General features: G+C 66.8%; 9 protein-coding genes. 6 read left to right on the top strand and 3 right to left on the bottom strand.

Translation table 11 applies throughout. The features are described from left to right. Nucleotides 1–838 (bottom strand): alpha-amylase family glycosyl hydrolase (locus ACFO60_RS34855; RefSeq protein ID WP_380849572.1); only part of this gene is annotated, 838 nt, incomplete at its 3' end. A 404-nt stretch (nucleotides 839–1,242) separates the two neighbouring features. Then, on the bottom strand, nucleotides 1,243–1,554 hold the full coding sequence (locus ACFO60_RS34850) for a hypothetical protein (RefSeq protein WP_380849569.1): 312 nt from the start codon (nucleotides 1,552–1,554) through the stop codon (nucleotides 1,243–1,245). A 382-nt stretch (nucleotides 1,555–1,936) separates the two neighbouring features. Between ACFO60_RS34850 and ACFO60_RS34845 the strand changes: the two genes are divergently transcribed. Then, nucleotides 1,937–2,782, top strand: coding sequence for a helix-turn-helix domain-containing protein (locus ACFO60_RS34845; protein ID WP_380849566.1), 846 nt, complete (start codon nucleotides 1,937–1,939; stop codon nucleotides 2,780–2,782). A gap of 44 nt (nucleotides 2,783–2,826) precedes the next feature. Beyond that, complete coding sequence (locus ACFO60_RS34840) at nucleotides 2,827–3,114, top strand: DUF397 domain-containing protein (protein ID WP_380849563.1); 288 nt, start codon at nucleotides 2,827–2,829, stop codon at nucleotides 3,112–3,114. Between the two features lie 33 nt (nucleotides 3,115–3,147). Here the strand turns inward: ACFO60_RS34840 and ACFO60_RS34835 are convergent, their stop codons facing one another. After that, nucleotides 3,148–3,924 (bottom strand): DUF6082 family protein, encoded by a 777-nt coding sequence (locus ACFO60_RS34835; protein ID WP_380849560.1) that lies wholly within the window; start codon nucleotides 3,922–3,924, stop codon nucleotides 3,148–3,150. Between the two features lie 295 nt (nucleotides 3,925–4,219). On the opposite strand from ACFO60_RS34835, the gene mscL reads away from it, so the two are divergent. From mscL to ACFO60_RS34815, 4 genes are all read left to right on the top strand, one after another. Beyond that, nucleotides 4,220–4,648 carry a large conductance mechanosensitive channel protein MscL gene (gene mscL / locus ACFO60_RS34830; RefSeq protein ID WP_380849557.1) on the top strand — a complete coding sequence of 143 codons (429 nt, stop codon included), beginning with the start codon at nucleotides 4,220–4,222 and terminating at the stop codon, nucleotides 4,646–4,648. 70 nt (nucleotides 4,649–4,718) lie between these two features. Continuing rightward, the gene (locus ACFO60_RS34825; RefSeq protein ID WP_380849554.1) at nucleotides 4,719–5,786 is read left to right on the top strand and encodes an LLM class flavin-dependent oxidoreductase; all 1,068 of its coding nucleotides are present in this window, start codon (nucleotides 4,719–4,721) and stop codon (nucleotides 5,784–5,786) included. Nucleotides 5,787–6,206: 420 nt separating this feature from the next. Further along, nucleotides 6,207–7,214 (top strand): LacI family DNA-binding transcriptional regulator, encoded by a 1,008-nt coding sequence (locus ACFO60_RS34820; RefSeq protein WP_380849551.1) that lies wholly within the window; start codon nucleotides 6,207–6,209, stop codon nucleotides 7,212–7,214. Between the two features lie 10 nt (nucleotides 7,215–7,224). Beyond that, nucleotides 7,225–8,709: a serine/threonine-protein kinase gene (locus ACFO60_RS34815; RefSeq protein ID WP_380849548.1), complete on the top strand. Its 1,485-nt coding sequence runs from the start codon at nucleotides 7,225–7,227 to the stop codon at nucleotides 8,707–8,709. Nucleotides 8,710–9,086: the final 377 nt, after the last annotated feature.

Here is a 9,086-nt window from a genome sequence, read left to right as displayed (position 1 = left end):
CGAGGTGGTTGCCCTCGGCCGTGTGGTTGTAGACGACGTCGAGGATGACCTCGATGTTCGCCTCGTGCAGGGCCTTGACCATCGCCTTGAACTCCAGCACCTGACCGCCCCGGCCGCCGGAGCTCGAGTAGGCGTTGTGCGGGGCGAAGAAGCCGATGGTGTTGTAGCCCCAGTAGTTGGTCAGGCCGCGCTGCTCCAGCGTGTCATCGGTGACGAACTGGTGCACCGGCATCAGTTCGACCGCGGTGACCCCGAGCCCGGTGAGGTGGTCGATGATCTCAGGGTGCCCGAGCGCGGCGTAGGTGCCCCTGATGCGCTCGGGAATGCGCGGATGCTGGATCGTCAGACCCCGCACGTGCGCCTCGTAGATCACCGTGTCGTGGTACGGCGTCGCGGGCGGGCGGTCGTGCCCCCACCCGAAGAAGGGGTTGACCACGATGGACTTCGGCACGTAGGCGGCCGAGTCGGTGTCGTCGCGGCTGTCCGGCTCGCCGAAGTGGTAGCCGTACACCGCCTGGTCCCACTTGACCGCCCCGTCGATCGCCTTGGCGTAAGGGTCGAGCAGCACCTTGTTGGGGTTGCAGCGCTGCCCGCGCGCCGGGTCGTAGGGCCCGTGGACGCGGTAGCCGTAGCGCTGTCCCGGGCCGATGCCCGGCAGGTAGCCGTGCCACACGAAGCCCTCGCACTCGGTGAGGGTTACGCGTTCCTCCTCGTTGCCGTCGTCGAAGAGGCAGAGCTCGACTCGCTCTCCCACCTCGGTGTACAGGGCGAAGTTGGTTCCCGCCCCGTCGTATGTAGCCCCGAGCGGATAGGGGTCGCCGGGCCAAATCTCGATCATGTCACCACCCGGATAGGGATTTGCCCCATGTTCTCCTGACCATGCCGCCCGGCGCAGCTCAGTGCGCCACATCACTTGGCGCAGGAGGACATCGTGCACTCTTCCAATGTGACCTGCTGTCGGCGACGCCGCGCCGAACCAGGACGTCCTGCGGTCCGCGCAGCCTCTGTCAGGCTACTTGACCCGCAGGTCAGGGCCCTCCGGGACACTCGGGCCGTAACAGGACGGTCATCAGACGTGGTCACGATGATGGGACCTGCCGCGGGCGCGGCCGGTTAAACACGCTCGACCCCGGGCACACCGGCGGCGGACGCCGCAGGGCACGCGCGAGCGGCGATCAGGCAAGACGTGCCGGCGTGGTTCGAAGCGGCGTCAAGCCCCCGGTGCGGCCCCGCGGGGCCGGGTCAGGCGCTCTTCCTGGCGGCCGGCGGCGGCTCGAAGAAGTTGAGCAGCCCTTCCCCTTTGCAGGTGCGGCACGGACGGCCGCCCTCCCCCTTGCCGGTTCCCCCACAGGTGCAGCAGACGACCACCCGGTCGAACCGGGGGTCGCGGTAGGTGTGGCGCGTACGGCGCCGGACGATCGCCCATCCTTGGACCCACGCGAACCCGTCGATCTCAGCGAAGAAGGCGTCGCTGAGCTCCCAGTTACGGGCGAGGGTGTGCTCGCGTATGTGCGTCCACAGATGGGTTGCGACCCCGGCGGGCCTCACATTCATAGGGATCGAGTCCTCTCGCGGCGGTCCTGAGCCGGTCGATGCCCCCATCACCGGACCGGCCTCAACGCCCCGGAACGCCGCCCCGTCCGCCGCCCGCTCGCGGGCTCGGTCCATCCCCCTCCCGCAGGGGATGGCCACCCCGCGAGGGAGCGGCTCGTAAGGGGGTGACGTCCTCTCTGTAGGGGCTAACCTTACGTTTACCCTGGTTCATGCCAAGAGCAACCGCCATTGGCAATTGCCACAGGAAAGTATCCCCGGCGAAGCGCGTCCTGCCCATAGGGCATGAGTAGTGTGCGCCGTAACAGTACGGAGGAGACTCGGCATCAGCGGTGACCGCGCACCCGATGAGACGCTCACCGCGGCGAGGCGAGGTGATCAGACCATGGCCGGGATCAACCCGTCTCTCCGACACCACGAGGTGGCGACCCGGCTGCGGGCGCTGAGGATGGACGCCGGTCTCACCATGAAAGAGGCGGCGCGAAGGCTCGAGTGCTCGGTGGCCAAGATCAGCCGCCTCGAGACCGCGGCGCGCGGCGTCATACCGCGGGACGTGCGAGATCTCTGCGCGATCTACGGCGCCGACCCCGCCGAGGCCGCCGCCCTGGTGGCCATGGCACGCGAGGCGCGCGCGTCGGAGTGGTGGGAGGAATACCCCGACGAAAGATTCCGCACCTTCATCGGCCACGAGGCGGACGCCGTATCGATCTTCTCCTACGACACCAGCATATTTCCTGGCATCGTACAGACGCCAGAATATGCCCGAGCCATCATAAAGGGCGTGGCAGAGGGTATAAACGACGATTCCCTGGCCAAGCGCGTTGAGTTGCGCATGCGGCGGCAGGAGATCCTTCACAAGGAAAACCCGCCACGCCTGCATATCATCGTAGATGAGTCCGCACTACATCGCCGAGTCGGCGACCACCAGGTTATGCACGTCCAATTGTCGCATCTTCTGATCATTGCCGCACACCCTCACGTGACTCTGCAAATCATCCCGTTTAGCGCAGGCGCACACAAAGGGCTCAATGAGACCTTTTCACTCCTTGAGATGGATGATCCCATCCCAGACGTAATATATCAAGAAGTGGGTAGCCGAATAGAGTACTTCCGCAAAGAGAAGGAGATACAGGCTTATCGACAGCTCATCGAACACCTGTGCGCAGCGGCTCTCAGGCACGACTCGTCCTGCGCGCTCATCGAGGAAGTATCACAGAAGTACAGATCCTGATCAAGGGATCTGATTGCACTCTGGAATGATCTTCTGATGGCATAATGCCGGATATGGATACCCCTAGTGGGTGCTCCTGCCACGTTCGACAACCATCAGAGGAATTTATGATGTTCTCGGCATCCTTGCATCTCACCGACGCGCGGTGGCGATCCGCCAGCCAGTGCAACGCCGAACACTGTGTCGAAGTCGCCCTGACCGGTGGACAGATAGCGGTTCGCGACTCCAAGAATCCGGACGGCCCTGTGCTGCTCTACACGCCAAGCGAGTGGCAGGCCTTTCTGGAAGGTGCCAGAAATGGCGAGTTTGACGCACAACGACTCTCCGAATAGCCGATAGGCAACTCGACACGGTCCGGAGGCGGGTCAAAGTCGCCCGCCTCCGAATACACCGGCAGACACGCCGACCATTCTCTTGAGAATACAATAGATCCCCATCAAGACAGCCGCGATGCTGACCACCCGCGCGACAGTGAGACGATTCCGAACGGCATTCTCCATTCTAGCATCGTCAACTGGACGAGAGATCCTGGATCGCGGCGTCACAGCGATCGCCTTCTCGTACTCCTCCTCCACGATACGGAAGAATTTCCGCTCTCTGCGCGTTCCGGCCGTCCCCAGTTTCCAATAGGACCGACCGGTCCTCCACCATTCACGCATGAAAGGCTCTCGAAAGCTATGCGCGAGTCCTTCACCGCGCAGTGAAGCCTCATGGATCACCCGCGCTTCGAAGGCCATACGCATGTAGTTCATCAGCAAGGTCGCGTAGACATGTCGCCGGGCATCATCCGAATCCATCGTCTCGGACACTCCCAGGATGGACATGTACAGACGGGGGTTATCAGCCGCCATCAACATCAACTGCACATGGTATCCCCGCACCGCTTGCAGTCGGTTTACCTTCGCCTCTCCGGCTTGTATGGCAAGAGATATCGTCACGGCCATGAACGCTAATGCGGAGAACAGTGCCGCGACAGTGCCGTAGGTCTCTCCAATGGCACTCAGACGTTGCCAATCAAGCCTGCGCACCGTCCCAGACGCGGTTAACTCGTCGATGAGCACAGGGGACACGGCGACGAACAGCAAACCAGCCGCAGATATCACAAGCACAGTGAGTGCCTTAATCGTCATGCGAAGACGCATCTACGGTCAACTCCAAACCCAGGATAACTGCGGTCTTCTCGCGCTGCGCGATATAACCATGCTAACCTCAGAAGCGAAATCCAGCCACCGAGGAGTCCATATCCCAACCGGATTCGACGCTCGTCAATGGCCCATTCGAGATCCACACAGCGATCATGTCAACCCTGATCGCAAAGGCGACCCCCGCTCCTGGCCGCCTTCGCGTGGCATCCACACCTCAGGCGGACCGCGTTAGCGGCGCGGCGTCTGGGTAACAGAGGTTCACGGCTTGCGACCCCCCGGAAGGACCCCAGCGATGGGTGGATTCAAGAAGTTCCTGATGCGTGGCAACCTGGTCGAGCTGGCCGTGGCGGTGGTGGTCGGGGCCACCTTCAGCGGGCTGGTGCAGGCATTGGTGGCCGATCTGGTCACGCCGCTGATCGGCGCGGTGACCGGCGGCAAGAACCCCGACTTCTCCAAGTACTCCTTCACCGTCAACGGGTCGGTGTTCAAGTACGGGGACTTCGTCAACCACCTGCTGGCCTTCCTGATCATCGCCGCGGTGATCTACTGGCTCGTGGTCATGCCGATGACCCGGCTGATCTCCTTCTTCGACCGGGACAAGGCGAGCACCGAGAAGCAGTGCCCCGAGTGCCTGAGCGACATCCCCGTCGGCGCGCGGCGCTGCGCGTTCTGCACCGCCGAGCTCGCCATGGTGCCGGCCGACGACCGCCCGCCGGCGTGATCCGCACCGCCCGTCACCTCCTCTTCGACTCCGAAGGAATAGGGGTGATTATCTTGAGGTTGAGGGGGTTGTGAGTGATTTGATCCGTGGCGTCGCCCGAGGCGAGGCGAGCGTCCCGCTGTCCATCCTCGACCTGGCCACGGTCGGGGCCGGGGACACGCCGGGTGACGCGCTCCGGACGACCACCGAGCTGGCCCGCCGCGCCGAGGAGTGGGGATATCACCGGTTCTGGGTGGCCGAGCATCACGGCATGCCGAGCGTCGCCAGCTCCTCCCCGGCGGTGATCCTCGCCCATCTCGGGGCGAACACGCGCCGGATCCGCCTCGGCTCAGGCGGCGTGATGCTGCCGAACCACGCCCCGCTGATCGTGGCCGAGCAGTTCGGCACCCTGCATGCTCTGCACCCCGGGCGCATCGATCTCGGCCTCGGCCGCGCCCCCGGCACCGACCAGGCGACCGCCCGCGCGCTGCGCCGCTCGGCGACGCCGGACGCCGACGACTTCCCCCGGCAGCTCGCCGAGCTGATCGGCTTCCTCGACGACGCCCACCCCGCCGGGGACCCGTACGAGAACATCAAGGCCGTCCCCGGCGAGGCGAGCGCCCCCGGCTCGGGCCGGCCGCCGATCTGGCTGCTGGGGTCGAGCGGGTTCAGCGCGCAGCTCGCCGGCCTGCTCGGCCTGCCGTTCGCCTTCGCCCACCACTTCAGCGCGGTCAACACCATCCCCGCGCTGGAGCTGTACCACCGGACGTTCCAGCCTTCGGACGTGCTCGACAAGCCCTACGCGCTGATCGGCGTGAGCACGGTCGCCGCGGACAGCGCCGAGGAGGCGCTGCGCCGGGCCAGGACCGCGGCGCTCGGCATGCTGCGGCTGCGGCGCGGGCGCCCCGCCCCGCTGCCGACGCCCGAGGAGGCCGAGTCTCATCCCTACACTCCGGCGGAACGGCAGTTCGTCGACGACTGGCTGTCCAATGTCGTGCACGGCGACGCCGCGACCGTCCGGGCGGGCCTGGAGTCGCTGCGCGAGCGCACGGGCGCGGACGAGCTCATGATCGTCACAGGGGTGCACGGCGGTGCGGCACGGATCCGCTCGTTCGAGTTGATCGCCGAGGCGTACGGCACGAAGGACATCAGTCGTTAAAGCACTACTTGCACCCACAAACCGCCCATATCACCTATACAGCAACTAACGTCGATAGACGTCTCAGGCCGGATGGAACGGAACAACCACCTGCCGGAGACTTGAGGTAACGCTGCGGTAACACTTGCGCCCGGACGGACCCGGCGCCCGCGGCTCCGTCGGCGTACTCGAGGCTGGTTGAGCAGGTCCACCGGCCCGTGGCGCCCCCCGCCGGCGCCCCGCCGGGCCGGCCCGGCGAGACCTCCCGGACAGGAATCTCTGACAGGGACCTTTCTTCGCATGGAATATGTCCGTAACATCGCCTCCAGACCGGGCGTGGAACATTTACCGGAAACATCTGTTGACACGCAAGAAACACTGTTATTGTAATGGGAGCGCTCCCACGCCTTCGCGATTTACCTTGAAAGCGGAGGAAGCCGGATGGCTGACCAGCCCACGCTTGCCCAGGTAGCAGCCGAAGCAGGGGTCTCCCCCGCCACGGCCTCACGAGTGCTCACCGGCTCCGTCCGCGTGAGCACCTCAACCCGCCGTCAGGTCCATGACGCGATGTCACGTCTGGGTTACGTACGGCATCGCGCGCCGCGGGGAACGTCCGCCCGGCGGTCCGACCAGCTCGTCGCGGCCGTCATCTGCGAACACACCCAGCGCATGTTCTCCGAGCCCTTCTACACGCGACTGCTCTCCGCGGCGGACGAGGTGTTCACCAGCTACGGCGTACCGTTCGTCGTGATGACCGCCACGCCGGCCACATCGACGATCGCCGCGCCGCCGCTGGTGACGGGCTCGTTCGACGGCGTCCTGCTCGCGGGCGCCCGTGAACGACATCCTCTGGCCGTCACATTGGCAGCCTCGGGCATCGCGGTGCGCAGCGCCGGACGTCCACCGGACGGCATCGACCTGCCGTTCGTGGACATGGACAACATGGACGGAGCCCGTCAGGCGGCGGAACACCTGCTGCTGACGAACCGGCGTGCGATCACCGTCATCGCCGGGCCGCCCACACTCCCGGGCGCGCGCGATCGTCTCGACGGCTTCCTGCGGACCATGCACGCGGCGGGGATGAACGACGTCCCCGTGGCGTACGGCGACTTCACCCACGCGTCAGGAGCTCACGCCATGCAGTGGCTCCTGCAGCGGTCGCCGCACCTGGACGCGGTGTTCGCCGCCTCCGACCCGATGGCCGCCGGCGCCATGCAGGCCCTGCGGCGCGCGGGCCGGCGAGTGCCGGACGACGTGGCCGTGGTCGGGTTCGACGACGCCCCGCTCGCCAGGCACACCTCGCCCACGCTGACCACCGTACGGCAGCCGGTCGAGGAGCTCGCGGTGCTCGCCGCCAGGATGCTGCTCATGTCGATCACCTCGGAAGACGACGTCCCCCACGGCAACCCCATACTTCCCACGGAGCTGGTCGTACGTGAATCAACTTGATTCGGGGGGCATGCAGGAAGGCGATGTGCTCACGCGCCGATATCGGCTCGTCGAGCAGATCGCCTCGGGGGGGATGTCCGCCATCTGGCGTGCCTTCGACCAGTCGCTGCACCGCACCGTTGCGATCAAGGTGCTGGACGGCTCCGTCGGCGGCGATCACGGCGGTCGTGATCTCATCCGGAGGGAGGCGCGGGCGACCGCGCGCCTGATCCACCCGGACGCGATCGAGGTGTACGACTACGGCGAAACGGTCACCGCCAGGGGCAGGCTCGCCGCGTACGTCGTGATGCGCCTGCTCGACGGGCGGCCGCTCTCTGAGCGCATCAGCGAGGAGGGTCCCCTGCCCTGGCGGGAGGCCGCGGTCATCGGAGCCCGGGTGGCGATGGTGCTCGCGGCCGCTCACCAGCGCGGCATCGTGCACCGGGACGTCACCGCGGAGAACGTCCTGCTCACTCCCGAGGGCGCCAAGTTGCTCGACTTCGGGATAGCGGCGTTCGTCGGCGAGGAGGTCGACCAGCGGCTGGCCGACTTCGGCACGCCTCCGTACGTGGCGCCGGAACGCCTCACCGGCATCAGCGTCCACCCCGCCGTCGACGTGTACGCGCTCGGCGTGCTGCTCTTCGCGATGCTCACCGGCGCGCACCCCTACCCGGAGACGACGTGGGAGGCGCTGGAGGTGGCCTGCCGCACCGGCCCAGCGCCGATCCCCCAGGTGCCCGGCCTCCCGCAGGAGGTGGCCGCGCTGTGTGCGAGCTGCCTTGCGCAGGAGCCGGCCGACCGGCCGACGGCCCAGTACGTGGCCGAGACGCTCACCGCGTCGCTGAGCGCGTCCCTGGTCGCCAGCCGTGAGACGGCGACCTGGATGCGGCGGGCACGAACGGCGTCCATCGCCGCCGTCACACTGGCGACATGGACCGCGGTCCTGCTGTGGATCCAGCCAGACGCACCCCCGCCCATGGCGGCGGCCGTCATCACCCATCTGCCGGAATCCGCGCAGCCCACACCCCAGGTCAGCGCGCGGCCCTCGTCCAACCCCGGCACGTACGACAAACCGATCTCCGACGAGGAGGAACGTGGAACGGTGAGGTCACCGGCCCTGCCCTCCCCCTCCCTCACGCAGCTCGCCTCGGAGAGGCCGGCTCCCTCGAAGGCGCCGCCTGTCCCGGCGCGTTCGGCGGCCGCGGAACGGGAGCGAACGGACGTCCCGGCGAGCGCACGGCGTGAGGCGCCGACGCTCGAGCAGGCGGTGGGCCGGTTCAACGCCGCGCTGAAGGACGGAGAGACCGTCGGGGCCATCCGCTCCGATGTCGCTCTGGACCTGCGGCAGGTGGTGCGCAACGTGCTGCGGTCGCCGGACAATCCGGCCGGCGGCCTCGCGGACGTGCGCAGGAAGCTCGATGATCGCGAACGCGAGGGTGGTCTCACCCCCGAGGTCCGCGATGAACTGGAACGAAGGCTCACGCTGATCGGCGACGCGCTTCAGCGCACCGCCTGAACCACCCGCGCTCCGAGCGGCCGCCGGCATTGGCACCGGCGGTCGCTCGCGTGTTCCGGGCGGAGATGCGTGGCCCCGCTCAGACGTGCGAAGCGCCGATTTCGGACGACGCTATTCGCCAGATAGGTCACGTATCAGATGGGGAGATCGCGGACAATCTCCCCATCGCCACGGGAGTTCGCGGCCTTGACAAGCCTTGACTTCGCCATGATCGTCAGGACGGGCGCCCCGCGCCCGCCCCGGCGTCCTGGGGGGCCGCAAAGTGGGAGCGCTCCCAGTCCTGGAGGCCCCTTCCGGCCCTGATTCGCCCGCCGGGGCACTCTTTCGACGGTGAAACTTACAACGGATCGCGCAGGTCAGCCCGGGACACGTTCCGC

Origin of the sequence: Sphaerisporangium dianthi, assembly GCF_042654065.1 — a bacterium.
Lineage (GTDB): Bacteria > Actinomycetota > Actinomycetes > Streptosporangiales > Streptosporangiaceae > Sphaerisporangium > Sphaerisporangium dianthi.
Note: the sequence above shows the minus strand (reverse complement) of the source record. Positions and strands in the feature narration are given on the sequence as shown.

Bases quoted from the DNA above. Each gene is read 5' to 3' on its own strand.
- mscL (WP_380849557.1), top strand. From the start codon at position 4,220: ATGGGTGGATTCAAGAAGTTCCTGATGCGTGGCAACCTGGTCGAGCTG.
- ACFO60_RS34835 (WP_380849560.1), bottom strand. From the start codon at position 3,924: ATGCGTCTTCGCATGACGATTAAGGCACTCACTGTGCTTGTGATATCT.
- ACFO60_RS34820 (WP_380849551.1), top strand. From the start codon at position 6,207: ATGGCTGACCAGCCCACGCTTGCCCAGGTAGCAGCCGAAGCAGGGGTC.
- ACFO60_RS34815 (WP_380849548.1), top strand. From the start codon at position 7,225: ATGCAGGAAGGCGATGTGCTCACGCGCCGATATCGGCTCGTCGAGCAG.
- ACFO60_RS34850 (WP_380849569.1), bottom strand. From the start codon at position 1,554: ATGAATGTGAGGCCCGCCGGGGTCGCAACCCATCTGTGGACGCACATA.
- ACFO60_RS34845 (WP_380849566.1), top strand. From the start codon at position 1,937: ATGGCCGGGATCAACCCGTCTCTCCGACACCACGAGGTGGCGACCCGG.
- ACFO60_RS34840 (WP_380849563.1), top strand. From the start codon at position 2,827: ATGCCGGATATGGATACCCCTAGTGGGTGCTCCTGCCACGTTCGACAA.